At 36.6% G+C, this 18433-nt stretch carries 31 protein-coding genes, 1 tRNA gene and 2 pseudogenes; 30 read left to right on the top strand and 4 right to left on the bottom strand.

What is annotated here, in order from left to right:
• The first annotated feature begins 57 nt into the window (after nt 1-57).
• The 5 genes from G8O30_RS09320 to G8O30_RS09300 all read left to right on the top strand — a co-directional run bounded on the left by G8O30_RS09320 (nt 58) and on the right by G8O30_RS09300 (nt 3214).
• Nucleotides 58-1125: a GerMN domain-containing protein gene (locus G8O30_RS09320; RefSeq protein WP_239671816.1), complete on the top strand. Its 1068-nt coding sequence runs from the start codon at nt 58-60 to the stop codon at nt 1123-1125.
• Between the two features lie 85 nt (nt 1126-1210).
• Entirely contained in the window at nt 1211-1951 is a 741-nt protein-coding gene (gene rph, locus G8O30_RS09315) for a ribonuclease PH (RefSeq protein WP_239671815.1), read from the top strand.
• A 2-nt stretch (nt 1952-1953) separates the two neighbouring features.
• Complete coding sequence (locus tag G8O30_RS09310) at nt 1954-2553, top strand: XTP/dITP diphosphatase (RefSeq protein WP_239671814.1); 600 nt, start codon at nt 1954-1956, stop codon at nt 2551-2553.
• Nucleotides 2554-2555: 2 nt separating this feature from the next.
• On the top strand, nt 2556-3056 hold the full coding sequence (locus G8O30_RS09305) for a metallophosphoesterase (protein ID WP_239671813.1): 501 nt from the start codon (nt 2556-2558) through the stop codon (nt 3054-3056).
• Nucleotides 3057-3140: 84 nt separating this feature from the next.
• Nucleotides 3141-3214 (top strand) — tRNA-Arg (locus tag G8O30_RS09300).
• A 145-nt stretch (nt 3215-3359) separates the two neighbouring features.
• Here G8O30_RS09300 and G8O30_RS09295 read toward each other — a convergent pair.
• The 3 genes from G8O30_RS09295 to G8O30_RS09285 are packed head-to-tail and all read right to left on the bottom strand — an operon-like array spanning nt 3360 to nt 5409.
• Nucleotides 3360-4463, bottom strand: coding sequence for a site-specific integrase (locus tag G8O30_RS09295; RefSeq protein ID WP_239671812.1), 1104 nt, complete (start codon nt 4461-4463; stop codon nt 3360-3362).
• A 40-nt stretch (nt 4464-4503) separates the two neighbouring features.
• On the bottom strand, nt 4504-4929 hold the full coding sequence (locus G8O30_RS09290; protein WP_239671811.1) for an ImmA/IrrE family metallo-endopeptidase: 426 nt from the start codon (nt 4927-4929) through the stop codon (nt 4504-4506).
• Nucleotides 4930-4941: 12 nt separating this feature from the next.
• Nucleotides 4942-5409 carry a helix-turn-helix domain-containing protein gene (locus G8O30_RS09285; protein WP_239671810.1) on the bottom strand — a complete coding sequence of 156 codons (468 nt, stop codon included), beginning with the start codon at nt 5407-5409 and terminating at the stop codon, nt 4942-4944.
• Nucleotides 5410-5585: 176 nt separating this feature from the next.
• Here G8O30_RS09285 and G8O30_RS09280 point away from each other — a divergent pair, with 176 nt between their 5' ends.
• From G8O30_RS09280 to G8O30_RS09180, 21 genes and pseudogenes are all read left to right on the top strand, one after another.
• Complete coding sequence (locus tag G8O30_RS09280) at nt 5586-5831, top strand: helix-turn-helix domain-containing protein (RefSeq protein ID WP_239671809.1); 246 nt, start codon at nt 5586-5588, stop codon at nt 5829-5831.
• 97 nt (nt 5832-5928) lie between these two features.
• A complete protein-coding gene (locus G8O30_RS09275) occupies nt 5929-6249 on the top strand; it encodes a DUF771 domain-containing protein (RefSeq protein ID WP_239671808.1) in 321 nt (106 codons plus the stop codon).
• Nucleotides 6250-6324: 75 nt separating this feature from the next.
• Nucleotides 6325-6571 (top strand): annotated as a pseudogene (locus tag G8O30_RS16210) (Rha family transcriptional regulator); the annotation flags it as partial.
• Nucleotides 6572-6976: an ORF6C domain-containing protein gene (locus tag G8O30_RS09265; RefSeq protein WP_239674531.1), complete on the top strand. Its 405-nt coding sequence runs from the start codon at nt 6572-6574 to the stop codon at nt 6974-6976. It abuts the pseudogene before it with no gap.
• A gap of 12 nt (nt 6977-6988) precedes the next feature.
• The gene (locus tag G8O30_RS09260; protein WP_239671807.1) at nt 6989-7237 is read left to right on the top strand and encodes a hypothetical protein; all 249 of its coding nucleotides are present in this window, start codon (nt 6989-6991) and stop codon (nt 7235-7237) included.
• On the top strand, nt 7212-7442 hold the full coding sequence (locus G8O30_RS09255) for a hypothetical protein (protein ID WP_239671806.1): 231 nt from the start codon (nt 7212-7214) through the stop codon (nt 7440-7442). Before G8O30_RS09260 ends, G8O30_RS09255 begins: the two co-directional genes overlap by 26 nt.
• A 184-nt stretch (nt 7443-7626) precedes the next feature.
• A pseudogene (locus G8O30_RS16275) lies at nt 7627-7777 on the top strand (AbrB/MazE/SpoVT family DNA-binding domain-containing protein); the annotation flags it as partial.
• A 128-nt stretch (nt 7778-7905) separates the two neighbouring features.
• Nucleotides 7906-8121: a YqaI family protein gene (locus G8O30_RS09245; protein WP_239671804.1), complete on the top strand. Its 216-nt coding sequence runs from the start codon at nt 7906-7908 to the stop codon at nt 8119-8121.
• 94 nt (nt 8122-8215) lie between these two features.
• Nucleotides 8216-9166: a YqaJ viral recombinase family nuclease gene (locus tag G8O30_RS09240; RefSeq protein ID WP_239671803.1), complete on the top strand. Its 951-nt coding sequence runs from the start codon at nt 8216-8218 to the stop codon at nt 9164-9166.
• Nucleotides 9167-9176: 10 nt separating this feature from the next.
• On the top strand, nt 9177-9989 hold the full coding sequence (locus tag G8O30_RS09235; protein WP_239671802.1) for a recombinase RecT: 813 nt from the start codon (nt 9177-9179) through the stop codon (nt 9987-9989).
• A 175-nt stretch (nt 9990-10164) separates the two neighbouring features.
• A complete protein-coding gene (locus G8O30_RS09230; RefSeq protein ID WP_239671801.1) occupies nt 10165-10878 on the top strand; it encodes a DnaD domain-containing protein in 714 nt (237 codons plus the stop codon).
• Complete coding sequence (locus tag G8O30_RS09225; RefSeq protein WP_239671800.1) at nt 10775-11590, top strand: DnaA ATPase domain-containing protein; 816 nt, start codon at nt 10775-10777, stop codon at nt 11588-11590. Before G8O30_RS09230 ends, G8O30_RS09225 begins: the two co-directional genes overlap by 104 nt.
• Nucleotides 11583-11777, top strand: a complete 195-nt coding sequence (locus G8O30_RS09220) for a hypothetical protein (protein ID WP_239671799.1) — start codon at nt 11583-11585, stop codon at nt 11775-11777. The genes G8O30_RS09225 and G8O30_RS09220 overlap by 8 nt, the downstream gene beginning before the upstream one ends.
• On the top strand, nt 11761-11985 hold the full coding sequence (fbpA, locus tag G8O30_RS09215) for a Fur-regulated basic protein FbpA (RefSeq protein ID WP_239671798.1): 225 nt from the start codon (nt 11761-11763) through the stop codon (nt 11983-11985). The genes G8O30_RS09220 and fbpA overlap by 17 nt, the downstream gene beginning before the upstream one ends.
• A gap of 14 nt (nt 11986-11999) precedes the next feature.
• Nucleotides 12000-12434: a RusA family crossover junction endodeoxyribonuclease gene (locus tag G8O30_RS09210; protein WP_239671797.1), complete on the top strand. Its 435-nt coding sequence runs from the start codon at nt 12000-12002 to the stop codon at nt 12432-12434.
• Nucleotides 12431-12817: a replication terminator protein gene (locus G8O30_RS09205; RefSeq protein WP_239671796.1), complete on the top strand. Its 387-nt coding sequence runs from the start codon at nt 12431-12433 to the stop codon at nt 12815-12817. The genes G8O30_RS09210 and G8O30_RS09205 overlap by 4 nt, the downstream gene beginning before the upstream one ends.
• Nucleotides 12817-13524, top strand: a complete 708-nt coding sequence (locus tag G8O30_RS09200) for a hypothetical protein (RefSeq protein WP_239671795.1) — start codon at nt 12817-12819, stop codon at nt 13522-13524. Before G8O30_RS09205 ends, G8O30_RS09200 begins: the two co-directional genes overlap by 1 nt.
• Before the next feature lie 178 nt (nt 13525-13702).
• On the top strand, nt 13703-13885 hold the full coding sequence (locus G8O30_RS09195) for a hypothetical protein (protein ID WP_239671794.1): 183 nt from the start codon (nt 13703-13705) through the stop codon (nt 13883-13885).
• Between the two features lie 19 nt (nt 13886-13904).
• Complete coding sequence (locus tag G8O30_RS09190) at nt 13905-14348, top strand: ArpU family phage packaging/lysis transcriptional regulator (protein ID WP_239671793.1); 444 nt, start codon at nt 13905-13907, stop codon at nt 14346-14348.
• A 107-nt stretch (nt 14349-14455) separates the two neighbouring features.
• Entirely contained in the window at nt 14456-14950 is a 495-nt protein-coding gene (locus G8O30_RS09185; protein WP_239671792.1) for a hypothetical protein, read from the top strand.
• 249 nt (nt 14951-15199) lie between these two features.
• Nucleotides 15200-15760, top strand: coding sequence for a GNAT family N-acetyltransferase (locus G8O30_RS09180; protein ID WP_239671791.1), 561 nt, complete (start codon nt 15200-15202; stop codon nt 15758-15760).
• Between the two features lie 606 nt (nt 15761-16366).
• Here G8O30_RS09180 and G8O30_RS16270 read toward each other — a convergent pair.
• Nucleotides 16367-16483, bottom strand: a complete 117-nt coding sequence (locus tag G8O30_RS16270; RefSeq protein ID WP_420844619.1) for a DUF2188 domain-containing protein — start codon at nt 16481-16483, stop codon at nt 16367-16369.
• A 172-nt stretch (nt 16484-16655) separates the two neighbouring features.
• Here G8O30_RS16270 and G8O30_RS09175 point away from each other — a divergent pair, with 172 nt between their 5' ends.
• The 4 genes from G8O30_RS09175 to G8O30_RS09160 all read left to right on the top strand — a co-directional run bounded on the left by G8O30_RS09175 (nt 16656) and on the right by G8O30_RS09160 (nt 18330).
• Entirely contained in the window at nt 16656-16982 is a 327-nt protein-coding gene (locus G8O30_RS09175) for a hypothetical protein (RefSeq protein WP_239671790.1), read from the top strand.
• A gap of 63 nt (nt 16983-17045) precedes the next feature.
• Nucleotides 17046-17228 (top strand): hypothetical protein, encoded by a 183-nt coding sequence (locus G8O30_RS09170; protein ID WP_239671789.1) that lies wholly within the window; start codon nt 17046-17048, stop codon nt 17226-17228.
• A gap of 82 nt (nt 17229-17310) precedes the next feature.
• Nucleotides 17311-17613 (top strand): hypothetical protein, encoded by a 303-nt coding sequence (locus G8O30_RS09165; RefSeq protein ID WP_239671788.1) that lies wholly within the window; start codon nt 17311-17313, stop codon nt 17611-17613.
• 387 nt (nt 17614-18000) lie between these two features.
• A complete protein-coding gene (locus tag G8O30_RS09160) occupies nt 18001-18330 on the top strand; it encodes an HNH endonuclease (RefSeq protein WP_239671787.1) in 330 nt (109 codons plus the stop codon).
• Nucleotides 18331-18433 lie beyond the last annotated feature (103 nt).

The following is an 18433-nucleotide window of genomic DNA, read 5'->3' as shown; positions in this document are numbered from 1 at the left end:
ATTTGTACAACCCCTCTCGTATATATAAACTACAAACGAGCATGGGGGGAAATTAGAATGTCCAAAAAACGTCAAGTCGCAGTTGTATCTGTATTAGCATCAAGTGTGTATCTAGCAGGCTGTGGCCTATTTGAAAGTAATGAAGCAATTGATCCACCACAAACGGTCTCTTATTTAGAAGATGGTGAGGCAGTAGAAACAACTGGAGAAGAGGCGAATCCCACTTCTTCCATTTCCACCGAAGCACCTGAAGGAAGCGTGCGTACAGACCTGTTCTTAATCAGTGCAGATGGATACGTTGTTCCGCAATCATTTGACTTACCTGAAGGAGAAAATGCAGCACAACAAGCATTAGACTATTTAGTTGACGGCGGCCCAATCACTAATTTACTTCCAAACGGTTACAGAGCAGTTCTACCAGCCGATACAGAAGTTACAGTTAAAATGGATGGAGAAACAGCTGTAGTAGATTTCTCAAACGAATTTGCTACATACGCACCAGAAGATGAGCAACATATTTTACAATCTATCACTTGGACGTTAACGCAATTTGATGGAGTGAAAAATGTAAAACTGTCGTTAAATGGGGAAGAATTAACGGAAATGCCGGTAGATGGCACTCCGATTGCGGCAAACGGAACATCTAGAGGGATGGGAATCAACTTGTTAGCAAGTGATTTAGTGGATATTACGAATACCAAGCCTGTAGTTGTTTATTATTTAACGCAAACTGCAGGGGGATATGACTATGTTCCTGTTACGACACGTATCTCATCTGAATCTACCAACGCATCTACTGAGATTGTTCAAGAACTAATCGAAGGACCTGCATTCACTTCTTCTTTAGTTTCTGATTTTATGCCTGGAGTAGCATTGGTGTCAGAACCGACAATTGCGGATGGTACGTTAACTCTGAATTTTAATGAAGGCATACTAATGAATATGGAAGATCGCATTGTTTCTTCTCATACGTTAAATGCACTGACACTTTCTTTAACGGAACAACCAGGTATAGAACGTATTACTATCCAAGTAAATGGTGAAATGGTGGAAGCTACGGATGATGGTACATCACTCATTTCTCCTGTAACTCGTCCCGAAAATGTAAATACAGGGAGTTATTAAGAAGAAAATTTGATATACTACTACTAAATCCAAGAGGATGGTCAAAGACCTCCTCTTTTTCTTTGGATAAAGGAGAGTATATTTTATGAGACATGATCAAAGACAAGCAAATGAATTGCGAACTGTACATATGGAAACAAACTATTTAAAACATCCAGAGGGATCTGTTTTGATTTCTGTTGGAGATACAAAAGTTATTTGTACTGCAACCGTTGAAGACCGTGTTCCCCCTTTTTTAAGAGGTCAAGGGAAAGGGTGGGTTTCCGCTGAATACTCTATGTTACCTCGTGCGACAGAACAACGAACCATCCGTGAATCTTCCCGTGGTAAGGTGCAAGGAAGAACAATGGAAATCCAACGCCTAATTGGACGCGCATTACGTTCTGTTGTTGATTTAGAAAAACTAGGTGAGAAGACAATATGGTTAGACTGTGATGTCATTCAAGCAGACGGTGGAACAAGAACGGCTTCTATTACAGGTGCATTTGTAGCGATGGTGTTAGCTCTTGAGACACTTTCAGAAGAAAAAGGCTGGAAGAAGTTGCCTGTTAAGCATTTTATTGCTGCTACGAGTGTTGGGGTAAGTGAAGGAAATCCGATTCTTGATTTGAATTATATGGAGGATAGCTCAGCGGAAGTAGATATGAACATTGTTATGACGAGTAACGAAGAGTTTGTTGAACTACAAGGTACAGGTGAAGAGGCGACGTTTAGTCATCAACAACTTTTAGACATGCTTGCACTTGGTAAAAAAGGTATTCAAGAGTTGATGGAGATGCAGCGTGAAGCACTTGGGGAAGTAGCGTCTAAGATTGGAGGAGAGTAATAATGAAAACGGTCATTATTGCTACGCACAATCAAGGGAAAGCCAAAGAATTTGTTACTTTATTTGGGGAGTTCGGATACGAGGTAAAAACATTAGTAGATTTTCCTGACGCACCAGATGTAGAAGAAACGGGAACGACATTTGAGGAAAATGCCATTTTAAAAGCAGAGGCGATCTCCTCTCTTTACAACACCATGGTAATTGCAGATGACTCTGGCCTGAGTATTGATGCCCTAGATGGTCGACCAGGCGTTTATTCTGCTAGATATGCTGGAGAAGAAAAAAGTGACGAGGCAAACATTGTAAAGATTTTAGAAGAACTAAGAAATGTATCAGCAGAAAAACGTTCCGCTAGCTTTGTGTGTTGCTTAGCTGTTGCATCACCTAATAAAGAAACATTCACGGTAAGAGGTACATGTGATGGAATAATTACAGAAGCGCCACAAGGGACAAACGGATTTGGATACGATCCGATTTTCTACATAGAAGAATTGCAAAAAACGTTTGCGGAAGCTTCTAGTCAAGAGAAGAATGAACGAAGTCATCGTGGGAATGCCCTTAAGAAGTTAAAGGGATTACTACCGGAACTACTGGGGGAATAATCATGAAATGGGTTGTAGTTAGCGACAATCATGGAGATTCTAGTGTATTAGAGGAAATCGTGAAAGAACATAAGGCGACAGCTGATACTTTCATTCACTGTGGAGATAGTGAGTTGTTGAAATCATCGCCTATTATGGAACACTTTCATGCTGTAAGAGGAAATTGTGATATGGATCGCGAATTTCCTCTTCATATCACAGAAGAAGTACAAGGAAAAAAGTATCTAGTTGTTCATGGTCACATGGAGAATATCAAAATGTCGTTGTTGCCTTTAACGTATAAGGCTAAGGAAGCGGGAGTGTCATTTGCTTTTTTCGGTCATTCCCATTTATTAGGGGTAGAGAAGATGGACGAAGTTATTTATTTGAATCCTGGAAGCATTTCTTTACCACGTGGTGGAAATCCGAAGACATATGCAGTGATAACGTTTGATGACCTTGAAATACAGGTAACGTATTTGGATGAAAAACATAGAGAAGTGAAGAAAGTAAACTTTTCTTAAACACTTTAAAATTTTTCTACAAAAGTATTGACACTTTAGCAAGGTTTACCTATAATAAATCTTGTCCTTAAGATTTCTGGATATGTCTCAGTAGCTCAGCAGGATAGAGCAACGGCCTTCTAAGCCGTCGGTCGGGGGTTCGAATCCCTCCTGGGACGTAAAAATGATTTTTTAGGTCAAGATGACTAAATGAAAAAATGCTCTGAACCGTTGATATATCAAGGTTTGGAGCTTTTTTCTTTTCTAAGACAAAAAGATAAATAAAGATATGTTTTATTTTTTTACTACACATTACACTACACATTAATGCACAATCTTTAATAAGATATCTTTTGTTCTTTGGACTTCTGATTCCTGGAGTTCTTCAATTACATGTGCGTAAGTAGACAACGTGATATTTGTATCTGCGTGACCAGCCCGTTGAGAAACATATAAAATATTCACGCCTTTATACAACAAAATAGAAATATGCGTGTGACGTAACCCGTGAACGTTAACTGGATCCACACCAATTCGTTCTAAACTCTCTTTTAAGACACGATTAGCTCGTTCGTTACTGAAAGTACCGGAAGAGGAATGAGGGTTAAAAAAGACCAATCCTTGTATGTTTGAGGGTACCTTCTTGAAATAGTCTTTAAATAAATCCATAGTCCAGGTATCCATTTCAATTTTGCGTTCCGAATGCTCCGTCTTAAGTGGTCCTAAACCAGTCCCTTTTTTATAGTCCATCGCCCGTTCTACATTTATTGTGTTGCTTCTAAAATTAAAATCCGTTCGTTTTAGACCTAGCAGTTCACTGTACCTCATTCCAGACTGGACAGCCAAGATAAGAAGCAAGTAAAGAGGGCTTCGATCAATGTGCTCAACTAGTTCTTTCAGTAGCTTTTTTGTCTCGTTATAACTCAAATGCTTTTCGGCAGTTGATTTTTCTTTCACCTTACCAATGAATTCTACTCCTCGAGTGAAATCTACCCGTATTTTTCCCTCGTCTATCGCTTCTTTCACACAAGCCCTAATATGAGTATTCAACTTCCTAACTGACCCTTTAGTATGAGACTCCCCAAATGCGTTTAAAAATTGCTGGTATTTCCGTTTTGTGATGTCTTGGATATAAGTTGCTCCAAATTCCTTTTTAACGACATTGAGGCTATTTTGATAACGCTCAACGGTAGTACGAGCTTTAGTGGACTTAAAATCTTTTATCCAATCCTCAAAATAGTCTGCAAAAACATCAGACTTATAAGAAGCTGCAAAACCTTTTGATAAATCTAATTCCACTTCGTCTGCAGCTAATTTAGCTTCTTTTTTAGTCGTGAATCCTCCTTTTCGAATAGGTGTATATTTTCCATCAACATATCTACTGACTGTGAATTGCCAAGTCTTACCTCTCTTTGTGATACTAGCCATTATTTCTCCTCCTTATAGAAACGTATGTTCGGTTATTGGGTTAAAAAAATATATGTGAAGACCTGAGTAGTTTTTGAGGGATGCCGTATTTGTTCATAGCAAGCTCAAGAGTAAGAGGGCTACTAAGGTCGTTCTCAAAGAATAATAATGAAAGTGCAAAAGCGTTAGCTTCTTGCTCAATTCGATCTGTTGAAAATAGAGTGTTTTTCTTCATAAAAGGTGTATTGGAATCTGGGTGACAAACAGCATGTCCTAATTCATGTGCACAAACAAATGATTGCTGTTCTTGATCCAGTTGTTCGTTAATATGGATTACTTTAATTCTAAAGTGTTTGCTATAGTATCCTAGTGTTTTTCCAAGGGGTTCAAATACCACTTGGATTCCTAATGACTTAGCCATTAGAAGAGGATTATTTGTATCATGCTTTTTTATAAGTGATTGAACTTTTCTCTCTATATGTTCCATCCCTAGTTCCCCTTACTCTTTATCTTGATACTTCTTAGGAGTGAACTTTTCTTTCGATAATCTTTTAGCAAGGCGCAAAGAATTTTCTAATGAAGCAATAAGTAGCTCCTTATCTTCTTCGTCTAAGTCATCTAGAGTCCCTCCGTCAAACGCTGCATATCCATTTTTTCCTTCTAACCCATCAATCATTTTTTGAAGCTCTTTTTTAATATCTCTTTCATCTTTTAAGTTAAGTTTAGAGCTTAAATCTAAATTTATATTCTCCTCAATTCCAAGTAAAAAGTCAGAAGAAACTTTAAAATAGTCAGCAATTACTCTTACATTTTCCATTTTAGGATCTGATTGACCGTTCTCGTACCTCGAGATCATACTTTTACTTATCGTTGTGTTATATGTACTGTTTAATTTAATAACTAACTCATCAATTGATAAGTCTTTGTTTTGTCTAAGTTCTCTTAATCTATCTCCAAAGTTATTCATTATTGTACTCTCCCCGTCCAATATTCCTAATATAGGAACATAATACGATAATAGTTCCTCTAATGCAACAATAAGAAATAAATATTCCGTTTTAGGAACAAAAGTATTGACTTAGGGATATAGGGTAGATTATGCTTAATTTGTTCCTAAAAAGGAACTAAAAGGAGGTGAGCACCTTGGATAAAAGAAACAGGCAACCTTATAATAAGATAAAAGCTTACCTAGTTGAAAAAAACATTAAACATCGTGACGTGGCCAAATTATTAAGTATACAACCCAATACTGTAAGTAAAAAATTAAATGGTTTTGGTGGAGATTTTTCCTTAGAAGATGCTTGGCAAATGCACAATGAACTCGGCGTACCTATCGCCTATTTTTTTGAACCAAGTGTTCCTAAAAAGGAACATAGAATGATCTCATAATGGGGGTGCTGTAATGTGATTAATACTCTGAACTTGGTAAACGACTTACTTTTCTTAAGTCGTTTACACTTTTAACATTAATAAAGGAGTGATAACTATGCAAAGTTTACAGGTTTCGTTATCAGTTGCAATACCAGAAAATATGGTCCTAGTTCAAAAAGTTGAGTTAAAGGAATTGAGAGAGCAAGGCTTAAAGGGCGTTTATTGGTCTATGAAAGATTTAGAGCAGAGAACTTCTAAAAAACATGAATGGATTAAAGAGAACATCTTATATCCATCAAGGTTTAGAAAGATACTTGATGTTGAGAATGGGGGATTTGTTTACTATCCGAAATCTAAAGGTCAAACTTGGTCGTTTCAAGCAACTAAAATGGCAGATTTCTTAGATAAACATTTTAAAGATATTTATTCAGTTTAAAAAAAGAGTGATTCTTCTCTTTTTTAACAAGAATGCAGAATTTGATGAAAAACCTAGAATATTGGAGGGAAGCGAATGAGAAAGAATTTAGTTTTTGTGCAGTCAGACAAGGTTGTAACAGATAGTTTAATGGTTGCTGAGGTATTCGGTAAAGAGCATGCAAGAGTAATGCGAGACATTAGAGAACTTGGTTGTAGCAAAGAATTTAGAGTCGGCAATTTCGCCGAGTCCTCCTATGTAAATCAACAAAACGATGCCTAAGTATTTCATGAGTAAAAAAGGTTTCACCTTGTTGGCTATGGGTTACACAGGACCGAGTGCTATGGAATTCAAAGAACAATACATTGAGTTATTTGAACAAATGGAAGACGAACTAAAACGACCAAGAGTACTGAGTGAAAGAGAACAACTAATGGCATCTATGAAACTCTCTTTAGAAACTGCCGAAGAAATTGGAGCTGTAAAAAACGAAGTGAAAGAGATTCGTGGAATGGTAGAAAATCAGATTACTTTAGATCATGGAGAGCAACGAAGACTGCAAAAGGCTGTAGCACAGAGAATATACTTACAAACTAGAGATCCAGTGCTTAGAAACAGGTTCTTTAGAGAGTTGTACAGGGAATTAAAAGATCGTTTTGGGACTGCGAGCTATAAGGACATTAAGAGAAAAGACATGTTAGCTGCTATTAGATATATCGAAGGTTGGATACCGAGAAAGGTGTCATGAGGAGGGGCAAATTTGAAGGGGAAAGTAGAATTTATTGCGGAACGTTTAGCACTTAGACAAGAAGATGTACCAAATGCGGTGATCCACGCTAACAGTGTTTTGTACTACATAAAGAAACTTGCACCAACATTCATCAGCCTAGATTTTGGTGAGGTAAGACGATGTATGACAATGATTGATATTCACTTACAGGCAATAGAACGACTACAAAGAATGCAGAGGGAGGTAAGGAAACGTGAACATTCAAACCGATTACACTAACCCAACTTGGAGAGAATTTCAACGGCTGCTGTTAACAGAGGCACGAATGACAGAGGATATTGAGGTATGGACCAATGCCGGATACTCAGCAACTGCTAGGAGTTTAAAACGCCAAAGGACATTCGTAAGCATCCGTCGCAGGATTATGAAAGTAGCGATAAATGAGCATAAAAAAACAGCAAGCGGTGCAACGCTTACTGCTTAACATTCTAGATCAAGGATCAGCTTGATACGAAAATCATATCATGTAGCTGTTTTCTTGTCTATCGATGAGCACTTGGTGCTCATCAAAATGAGTAAGAAGTTTGGTTTCCCCCTTTCCCCATTTCTTCTTGCTCAGTTTGATGAGGTATCACTTCATCGTAAATAATTTTTAGGAGGTTACTAGTATGAAAGCTACAGGTGTAGTAAGAAAGATTGATCAGCTTGGAAGAGTAGTCCTTCCAATGGAGCTACGTAGAACAAGAGGAATTGAAGAAGGCAATCCTATAGAGATTTTTGTCGATGGGGAGAGTATCATCTTGCGAAAATATGCTCCTGTTACTACAGAGAAATCTAAAGTGATTTCAAGTATGAGAGCGTTAGTTAAAAGTGAAAAAGATCCAAATGTAAAAGAAACTCTAGAACAAGCTCTTGTGTTTTTAGGTAAGGAATAAAGGGGGATTATCTTGGACCATCCGGTTGTAAAGAATCTAGAATCCATCGGACATGCTAGTTTAGAAGATTTTAAGAACGAAAGTGTCGGTAATGATTATTTCGGTAATGAAATCATGTTTGGTGACGAGATAGTGTTAGACCCAATGACTGGGGGAACGGTTTTACGAGAGAGTTTAAGTGAGTATTTAGAAGAGCAATATGGATTTGCTTTTCGAGAAGCAAAATAAAAAAGTCCGTGTTGGAGCACGGACTCAGTAAAAAAAATTTAATTAACTACATTGTAAGACAAATGTATCCACTAATCAATAAGGAGCGTGTTACATGTCAGCAATTACTTTGTATTCCACCGTCAATATGACTCGTGAGCAATGGCTACAAGCAAGAACAGAGGGTATCGGTGGATCTGATTCATCGATTATTCTCGGTATAAACAAATGGAAAACACCTTTTGAATTATGGTTAGAGAAAACTGGACAAGTACTGCCAGCTGAAATAGAAAACGATGTGATTTACTTCGGAAATGTTTTAGAAGATTTAGTAGCGGAAGAGTTTACACGCCGTAGTGGAAAGAAAGTAAGGAAGAAAAACGCTATTCTTCAACATCCCGAGCATTCATTTATGTTAGCAAATGTGGACGGGGTAATCGTTGGAGAAAAAGCAGTATTAGAGTGTAAAACTACTTCTGCCTATAACGCGAAGGAATGGGAAGATGACGAAATTCCAGCTGCTTACCTCATTCAAATACAGCATTATCTAGCAGTGTTAGGTCCAGAATACGAAAAAGCCTATATTGCAGTACTCATAGGTGGACAAAAGTTCGTTTGGAAAGAGATTGCTAGAGACGAAGAGTTAATCACCATTATTACTAATGAAGAAAAATATTTTTGGGAGCATCATGTTCTAGCCAACAATCCACCAAAGTTAGATGGATCTAGTGCAGCGGAAAAATACATTAAAGAAAAATATGATCGAGCTGCCGAAGGAAAAGTCATTGATTTAGGAACAGATGACAAGCAGGCCATTGATGACTATTTGCATTTAAAGGAGTCTATTGATGCTCTCCAAAAGCAAATGAAAGAATACGAGAATCAGATAAAGCTGTCCCTTGGTGATGCAGAGCTTGGTCAAGTACAAGACAAGCTAGTTACATGGAAAAACGTTGTTTCAAACCGTGTAGATAGCAAACAGTTGAAAGCAAACTATCCGGATATTTATAAAGCAGTTACAAAGGAGAGCTACTCACGTCGTTTTACTATAAAGGACATTGGTTAAGGAGGAAGTCATGGCTACTAATTCATCAGTAAAAAACCAACTAGTAAACAAGCAATCTACAAATGTGCAAGGTGCAACTTTAAAAGGACTACTTGCATCGCCAGCGGTGTTAAATCGTTTTGAAGAAGTGTTAGGGAAACGGGCAAGCCAATTCACTGCATCCATCTTAAGTCTATACAACAGTGAATCTATGCTGCAGAAGTCGGAGCCAATGTCTGTGATTTCATCAGCAATGATAGCTGCTACATTAGATCTTCCAGTAGATAAGAATCTTGGATATGCCTGGATTGTTCCATACAAAGGGAAGGCACAATTTCAGTTGGGTTATAAGGGATACATTCAGTTAGCTCTTAGAACAGGTCAGTATCGTTTTATCAACGTCACTCCTATTCATGAAGGTGAATTAGTCAAATGGAATCCACTAACCGAAGAAATAGACATTGATTTTGAAATGAGGTCTTCTGATAAGGTCATTGGTTATGCTGCTTTCTTTGAATTACTAAATGGATTTAAGAAAACCGTGTACTGGACAAAGGAACAAGTTGAAAAGCATAAACAGAAATTTAGTAAATCAGATTTCGGTTGGAAGAATGACTGGGATGCCATGGCTATGAAAACCGTGCTAAAAGCCATCCTCTCTAAATGGGGAATCTTATCTATCGAAATGCAAACAGCAGTAGTAGAAGATGACCGAGAACCGGAAATGAAAGATATTACGGAACAAGTAGATAACACGATAGAGTATCCGTTTGATTTAGATGCAACAGAGATGAAAGAAGCAGCTCAAGAAGCTTTAGACATGGACTTTGATGTTAAAGAGTGATGTACCCTTTAAAGTTCTCCTTCCTAAGAGTATTTGGGAGGGAGATCCTGAAAAGGAAGAACTAAAGAAGAGGATTTTGCGATATATGATTCGTTATCCAAATTATAGAGTTACTTCTGTCAAAGACGGATTTGCAGTGTGTGATAAGAAATTCTACAACAATTGAGGTGAGACGATGAACTACGTGAAGGAATTGAACGCATTTTATGAATGGTTGGAGACAAATCCTTTAAACAGCGGGGCTATTGTACTCTGGTATACATTGATGGCAGTGAATAATAAAACAGGCTGGAAGGGTGAGTTTACAATCGCTAATATGGCGCTTCAAGCTAAAACTGGTTTGTCTCGCCAACAGCTGGATAGAGCGAGAACGGAACTTATTACTAGTAACCGAATTATCTACAAGAAGTCCGGGAAAGCAAACAAAGCTGGATCGTATTCGATTGTTAGTTTTGATACACAGAACGCGCACAAAGCGGACACAGGACGGACACACGACGAACACGAAGTAACCACATTAGTTAAACATAAACAAAACAAAACTAAATTAGATGATGAGGATAAAGCGCGCACTCGCGACTCTCAAAATCCATTTATCTTTTTTGAACAAGAAGGATTTGGAACGATTAGTAGTTTTACTGCAGAAAGACTCGGATCACTTATCGACGACTTTGGAGAGGAAAAAGTCTTACGTGCGATGCAAGAGTCTGTGCTTAACGGAGCTAGGAATCTAAAGTACGTGCAAGCAATCTTAAACAATCCAAAGGCGAAAGGAGGGAAAGCAAATGAGCAAAAGTATCGCAGAGGTGTTGCAGCAACTACAGAACCGCGTACAGACCCACTCCTTGGAGACAGAGTTGGCTGGATCAAACCAACGACCAGACGTTAACTGTACCAAGTGTGAAGATAGACTAGGTTTCATTTACCGCAACGAAGACGGCATTGAGGTTTGGAGAAAATGCGATTGTATCAACCAGTTCCGTGTTCGAAAGCTGATGAAGTCCAGTCACATCACCGAAGAATTTAAACGGCTAAGTTTTAAAAGTTTTATCACAGAAGGTAAACCACAAATCATCCAAGATGCCTTTGAATGTGCCATGTTTTATGGTCGTGACTTTCAAGAGATTCGTAGTTTACGAGGAAACAGTGTTGCCTTGTTAGGGCAGCCAGGCGCAGGGAAAACACATTTACTCACAGCATTGTCAAATGCACTCATGAAGCGTTATCACGCGCCAGTACTCTATTTTCCTTTTGTAGAAGGATTTAATGATTTACGTGATGACTTTAATGCACTGGAAGAGAAAATCGGACACATGAAACGAGTAGATGTTTTGTTTATCGATGATCTTTTTAAGTCAGCAGCAGGAAAACCACGAGCAACAGACTGGACCATCGAGCAAATGTACGCGGTAATCAATCACCGGTACCTAAACCACTTGCCTATCCTCATTTCATCAGAGCTGACCATTGGAGAAATTACATCTATTGACGAAGCGCTAGGTTCAAGGATTTACGAAATGTGTCGGAGTTACATGGTGCTCATTCGTGGAGATAAAAAACAATTAAATCACCGATTAGAGGGGATGTTTGACGATGTGTAATGTCTGTCGTGGTAAAGGGGTACTGTACGTTGATTCGGCAATTGGAATGACTCTTATTCAATCGTGTGAATTTTGTTCCGTTGAAGAAAGAGCAGCCATTGTGGAAAGATGTGAGAAACGTATGAGTGAGATCAAAAACATTATTCAATCCTGGAGAGAGGAGCAAGCGTATGCAAAGAGTGGATGAGTCACAGAACAAACAAGATGTAAGACGAAGCTATTTAACAGATTGGCTAATCAAACACCAATTTATCAAGCATCCAGATGGTAGGCAGTTATTTGAACTTTCTTTAGTGGAATTAGAACAGAACTACATACACCTAAGATGCCAAAAAGGGAAACAGCTAGCCATTCGACAATCGGAAGACCGTTTTAAATTTGTAGCAGTCAACTAGAGGGGAGAATGAGGATGATTTCATTTACGGTTTACGGTGAACCTGTTGCCCAAGGAAGACCAAGAGCAAGTACAATTGCTGGTCGTGTGCGTATGTATGATCCAAAGAAGTCTCGAGACTTTAAGCAATATGTGAAGTTAGTTGCTGCTGAGCACAAACCTGCGGAACTGTTAGAAGGTCCTTTAATGCTAACGGTTCACATATACAAACCAACACTTAAAAGTTTTAGTAAGAAGAAAAAAGAAGCAGCTGAAAGAGGTCAAATTAGACCGATTACTAAACCAGACGTAGATAACTATGTAAAAGGGATCAAGGATGCGTGCAACAAGGTCCTGTGGAACGATGATAGTCAGATTGTTGACCTATCGATATCGAAGTATTACAGCGTGAATCCAAGAATTGAAGTTTCAGTGTGTAAGAGTATAAAACCTTTGGAGGTAACTACATGAAACAAATAGTTGATTTAAATAGTTTTGCAGATGGAGCAGTTGCAGAGCGTTTCAATATTGAATTGCAACGAGTATTAGAGAATTTCGCGGACCTTAATACGGATCCTAAAGCAAAAAGGAGAATTAACCTGGTAGTCACCTTGGTCGGTGATGATGCAAGAGACGTTTTGCTGGCTAACGTAGAAGCAAAAACAACTCTCGCTTCTGCAAAGAAACTAGAGGCTAAGATCATCATGGACTTGGACGATATTGGCCGTATTACAGGTAAAGAACTAAAGTCAGGTATTAAAGGCCAAACGAGGATTGATGTGGATACTGGAGAGATTCAAGAAGATAACGGTAATAAAATCTATAGCTTTAGAAACGTGAAGGAGGAAGCGTAATGATTAAATCAGCATTGGAATATATCGTAGGTCTTGGCGAGGTAGAACTGTTTCGTGAGAATGGACAAACATTGTCCGATAAAAAGCTATATCCAGTCGAAGCACCTATTGCTTCCAGATTATCAGTCCACAGCTTAACTGGAGTGGTTGACTATTTAAAATCCAATCTTGATGTTGTTGGTAAAACAATCGTGCATGTAAAATCACCAACTCATGTGGTTGTGTTCGGTGCCTTAAACATGGATAAGAATCGTGAGTATTTCATCGAAGCTACAGCTATGCTCCCAGAGTATCGTTTTGAAAGCTGGTATGATGCAGAATCATTCAATATCAAGTTGCAGTCTGCTTTCGTGAAGAATGCTGATCGTGACGTCATGCTAAAAGTGGTAGGTAACATCAAGGAAGAAGATGTGAAAACTTACGGTGACAATGGAGTAAGTCAGTCCGTTACGGCAAAAGTGGGAGTAGCGACAGTTGGACAAGTAGAAGTTCCTAATCCTGTTTCACTGGCACCTTACCGAACATTTGTAGAGGTGCAGCAACCATCTAGTGACTTTGTATTTCGCATGCAAAATGGACCACGTTGTGGACTATTTGAAGCTGATGGTGGAGCTTGGAAGTTGGAAGCAATGGAGAATGTGAAGAAATACTTAAGTGAGGCATTAGCAGATATTATTGAACAAGGTCAAGTGCCTGTGATTGCTTAATGAAAATTGTCATCACAGTTGCTCGTAAGCCCTGGATGATTGAGGAAGACAATAGGTCAGCGTGTCAAATGCGCTGTCCTAATTTTAAAAGATGTTCTACGAGAGTTGGTTATAGTTGTAAGCTCCTTGGAGGAAATGAAATACATAAACTTAATAATAATAGAAAGGGGAGAAAACGTTGAGTAGTGCAGTGACTGTTTGGCACATGACCGAAGAAGAAAGATTAAAGTATATTGAAAAACATCCCATAAGATCTGGCAAGAAGCATAAAAGGATAATCGAGAATGAACGTTTTATAGGTGATCAGATTGATTACAAATGGAGAATTAGAAAAGCTAACAAAGCTAGATGGTGTAACTAATAAAGAGGAGGAACCAACCATGGAACAATTACAATTCAAACTTCCTGAAATAGATCGAGAAATAACGAGAGCAGCTGTCGAGGCTGCGCTTGAGAAGTATCGTTTTTACCTTCTGACTGTTCCAGATGAGAGATTGCCTAAAGTGACGACTACGTTCTCATTGGTTCCTCCTACTTTAACGTATGCTTTTCATTCAAGTACGGAAGAAGTCGCCATTGCTAGAGTGGATTTTGAAAGAGAACGTGATGCTTACATTGAGAAAATTCGTAGGGCAGTTAACCGCTTGAATGGAAGAGAAAGAGAGGTGATTATTAGAAAATATTTACAAGAAGATTGTATTTATGATTATGAGGTATATAACGAAATGGGATTAAGTGAAAGATCTTACTACCGCATAAAAGGTGAAACTTTGCTTAGATTGGCATTCATATTAAGAGTGGAACAATATATAACAGCCAATTAGATTACAAATAAAAATTTTATGTTAGGAGATACACTTATAGGAAATATATAGTAAAATTAAAACTGATTGTGTATCTACTTTCAAAAAATAAACGTGAGGTAATAACAATGAAAAAAATGCAATTAGCTGAAATGTTATTTTGGAGTGTAATAATCTTTTTTGCATTCATGATTGTGGCAATAAAAACAAATGTACTACCCTTGCAATTAATTATAATTGTAAAATATTCTTATTTAGGTTTTCTTGTTGCATTTGGCGGAGTTTTATTTTTCTTATATCAAAAATACTCCAAAAATGTATTTTTTAATCCAATAAGCAATATAGTAGAACTTCATATTGGGAGAAGAGGAACTTCTATGAAATTGTTTAGGTGGATTCGGGAATCTGAGAATCTTGCAAAAGAGAAAAATACTAGCGTAATATTTTATACAAGTCATTTTTCAGAAGATCGAATACTAAAGAAGTTTGGAGATAGAGTTGTGATTTCGCAAACTACCTTAATACAACAAATTGTTTATTGGTCAACATATTATCTTATAACTTTTGGTCAAGTTAAAGGGAAGAGATACCCCTTGTTAAAATGTGAAATCGTTTGTAATTAAAAATATACATATTCTTAATGCCAAACTTAATCACTACTTTCAGTAGTGATTTTTATTTAAATATACAGTTATCCATAAATCAATAGTGATGTAACTCGAAAATATATTTGAAGTGAAACCTTGATATTACTTGTAGTGTTAAGAATCGGGAGTTAAACAAATTCTATGTTTTGGATAACTTGTTTACAGTTGTATCCAGGTGAAATATATTTAAGTTATTAAGAAAATAAAATGAAGATAAAAGGAGAGTTGAAGATAAAAAAAGAGTATTTATGTTCCAATCACATTGAAATGTTATTAAAATTTAAATGCAAAGATGAGGAATTTATTGAACAGTTTTTGAAAAACGAAGCCCTCAGTCTAACCGAAAAAAATTTAATTCAAACTGTGTTATTTATAAAAGGTGATAATATAGTTGGGTTTTATTCATTATTTAATGATTCTATATCAATTGATGGAACCAAAAGAAGAGAATTAAAAATTAAACTACAACAAGGTAAGAGCGTAGTCCCTACAGTTAATCTACATTATTTAGCAACTAATGAAGACTTTAGAGGTATAGGGATTGGAACTATGTTACTGGAAGATGCCATATTAACAGCAGCTAAAGTGTCTGTTTTATCAGGTATGCCTATAATAATCCTAGAATCTACTAATAGTGCTAAAGGATTTTATCAAAAAAATAATTTCATTCATATTCGAAAGTCACAGTGCGGAAGGTTATCCATAATGGCTAAAAATCTTAGTGAATATAAAGATTATTTATTTAAAAGATTTGGGAGAGATTTTCTGCTTTTAGATGCCGATTAATAAATATCTAAATAATATTAACGAGATCTTATTATTCTAAAAAGGGATGATAAAATGAACATTGTATCAGCATTTTTTATACTTGAAGTTAATTTAAACAGAATTTGGAATTAATTGGATTGTGTTGAAACAACAGACTTTCATAAAAGTAATGACATTTATTTTAAAGCGGATCAAGATTTAATTTAGAAATTAAGAGTTTATAAAATAGATCAACGTAAAACTAGGCTTAAACAACTCTCTAATAATGAACAAAGTGGCAAGACTGCATTCCTGATAAAAGAGATTAGCAGTTGGGGGTTTAGAAATAAAGAAGCTGAAGTATGTGAATTTAATCAGTCGGAAACTTACAAGGAAAAAATTGAATATGAAATTAATTGTTAGCAGACCCTATACAGAATGTAAACAAGTTATTACAAGGGCTATATACAAGGTGGTAATATCTTGGATATATAACATGATAAAGGATCCTGGTTATACAGTCGGACATTAATAATAAAAAGAGCACTCAATTTATGAGAGCTCTTTTTATTTTATGTGATTTGGTAGTTGGGCTTGTTTAAAACAAACATGTCGTTCTTTTCCTTTAGGAGGATACGTATCATTTCAATAGCTTTTAAGATCACGTATTTTTTCGTCTATATCATGAATAATAAAAACGGCTTTTTGATTAATAGCGATACTTTTTGCAGATTTAATGGCTTCTTTCTGAGTGCCGAGTATTGATGTTGTTATTGATTTCCTTCTCCTTTAACATTCCAAAAACCATCTGCGTTTCGTATTACATGTTGATGTTACGTATTCTTATCTTTTTTATTTACATATTTCAACAAAATAAAAGGAATTTTTACCTGTTTGTCGAAGTTATTGCATATAATTCCTAGGAGGTATTTAAATGCTTTATCACTTAGATCTTTTATTTCTTGAGATTAATCTACAAGGTAAATGGATTGAAGTTGGACCAGTAGACATGTTTGATTTTGTGGAAGATGAGGAAGTTTATTTTAATCCAAGAAAAGAAATCGTGCAATTCTTATTAATTCACAAAGATGAGCAACCAAAAATTAGGTTAAAGCATGTAATTTATAGTGAAAGAGGAATTGATTTTATTACTTATAATCAGTTCTCCAAATGGGGGATAAGAAGAGGAGTTACTAAAGTTTATGCTTCTAATCCTCGTATGACTTATAAGAAAGAGGTAATAATGCCGGAGTACTTGTAACAAAAAGCAAATAAACGAAACTTCAATACTGTAATAACGTATTACACATAGAGGAGGTGTAAAATGTTACAAGATATTCAATTATTTGAACTAGTAAATTTGTTAAAACCAATGATTGAAGTTATATTACCATTTTTGGTCAGTATGGCATTACCAGGTTTGATTGCCGGAAGTTTATTTGGTAAGGATGCAGGGACAATAGCTAGTGGGGCTGGATTATTTCTATACGCTAGTTACATATCCTAAAAATAACATCAAAAAATCATCTCGAAAATTAATGTATTGGCTTCATTGTATATGATTAATACAGATTATAGGAGTGGAAAGTGTGGATAAAGACTTTGAAATTTTAAATGTAAAAGACGTTAGTGAAGTTAAGAGGTTAGTAAATCAATATGCACTGTTCATTGGAGATCAAAATGTAGGGATAAAAATATACCTTGGGGCAGATGGATTTTATCAAATGAGTACTAGCCATTATTATAGAGGGAAAGACAAAGCTGGTGTATATATAACATCAGCCGCTAATTTTAATAGTGAGCACGAGGCACTGACTAATGCCATAAGACAGTTAACTATGTTTTATGATGGCGAGGGAGAATGGAGAAAAAACGAAGATTTTAATATCTAAAGAAATTTGTCAGACTAATGGCAGAATGTCGGCAGGTTATTCCAGTAATTCAGAGATATCATAGTAACATGAGAATACTAGAAAGCAGGTTAATTTATGTTGTCCTACTTAGGGAGCACGTTAAATATTGATTGGACTTCACTTAGTGAGCCCCTAAACAAGATAGCTTTACAATTATTACTTTTATCAATTGTATTTATATTGGTAGCTCTAGTTATAAAATTTTGTCTTGTAAAGGTGAAGGTACCTAACCAATTAGCAAGTGGGATTGCATGCATCTGTGGTCTACTTGCGATTTATCAAACATTCGTATGTTTGTTTTAACTCAGGGAGTACTCTATTTTAGAGTACTCTTTTTGCTTTGTTTAATAAGTGGTGGTGATAAAGATGGATAAGGTATCTGATGCAATGAAAAGAAAGTTTTATGATAGCAAGGCCTGGAAGAACCTAAGAGAAGAAATAAAACAAAGAGATAATTACGAATGCCAAGAGTGTAAACGTAATGGTTATGTCTCTACTGATACAAACAATTACAGCGAGAGTGCTAAGAGGAAGAAGATTCAACTTGTGGTCCATCATATAAAAGAACTGGAAGACTATCCAGAACTTGCTCTTGAAAGAGACAACTTAGAAACGGTTTGTGTGAAGTGTCATAACATTATTCATGGTAGAGACTTTGAATATAAGGTGCCTAAATGGAACGATGAAAGGTGGTAATCCCCCGGGTAAAAGGTTTTGTTTATATGTTAAATTGGGGCACCGGTGAGGGGGAGTGTACTGTCGGATTTTTTGAGAAATTTCTCACGTAAGGGGGTGGGGG

Source organism: Mangrovibacillus cuniculi (assembly GCF_015482585.1).
Classification (GTDB): Bacteria; Bacillota; Bacilli; order Bacillales; family R1DC41; genus Mangrovibacillus; species Mangrovibacillus cuniculi.
The sequence above is the reverse complement of the archived record's forward strand: the minus strand, read 5'-3'. Positions and strand labels throughout refer to the sequence as shown.